Annotated in this window: 1 protein-coding gene and 2 pseudogenes; 2 read left to right on the forward strand and 1 reads right to left on the reverse strand. The window is 57.3% G+C overall.

Translation table 11 applies throughout. The annotated features are described in order from the left end of the window. Both G3O00_RS43135 and G3O00_RS44265 read left to right on the forward strand, forming a co-directional pair. A pseudogene (locus G3O00_RS43135) lies at positions 1-127 on the forward strand (transposase); the annotation flags it as partial. A gap of 68 nt (positions 128-195) precedes the next feature. Further along, a pseudogene (locus tag G3O00_RS44265) lies at positions 196-420 on the forward strand (IS3 family transposase); the annotation flags it as partial. Positions 421-457: 37 nt separating this feature from the next. Here the strand turns inward: G3O00_RS44265 and G3O00_RS44270 are convergent. After that, positions 458-557 (reverse strand): IS3 family transposase (locus tag G3O00_RS44270; RefSeq protein ID WP_346779042.1); only part of this gene is annotated, 100 nt, incomplete at its 5' end.

Raw genomic sequence — 557 nt, forward strand, 5'->3', positions numbered from 1 at the left:
ATCAGCTCGGTCACCGACGAGGTCATGGCGAAGTGACCGCCTGGCAAACACGGCCGCTCGAGCCGATGTACCGGTCGTGTTCTTTGATGCGCTGCGGGTCAAGATTCGCGAAGACGCCGTGGTCCGCTGACCTGCTCCCTGCAAACAGGGCCAGCCGGAGTCTAGTAAAGTTCGTTTTCGGAGAAGAAGACGAACATGAAGAAGCGCTTTACGGAACAGCAAATCATCGGGTTTCTGAAGGAAGCCGAGGCTGGTATGCCGGTCAAGGAACTGTGCAGGAAACACGGGTTCAGTGACGCGTCGTTCTACACGTGGCGCGCAAAGTTCGGCGGCATGGAAGTCTCGGAAGCCCGCCGGCTCAAGGACCTCGAGGTGGAGAATGCCCGGCTGAAGAAACTACTGGCCGAAGCAATGCTCGATATGGAAGTGCCCCTGCCTCGTTTTCACGTACAGCATGTCATGCAGCAGCGCGTACGGTTTCGTATTCGACGGGAGTGCAGTAGTCGATCGACGTGTGCATGCGCTGTCGATTGTAATAGCCTTCGATCCAGTCGACG

It is taken from the genome of Burkholderia sp. Ac-20384 (genome assembly GCF_017104605.1).
Lineage (GTDB): Bacteria > Pseudomonadota > Gammaproteobacteria > Burkholderiales > Burkholderiaceae > Burkholderia > Burkholderia lata.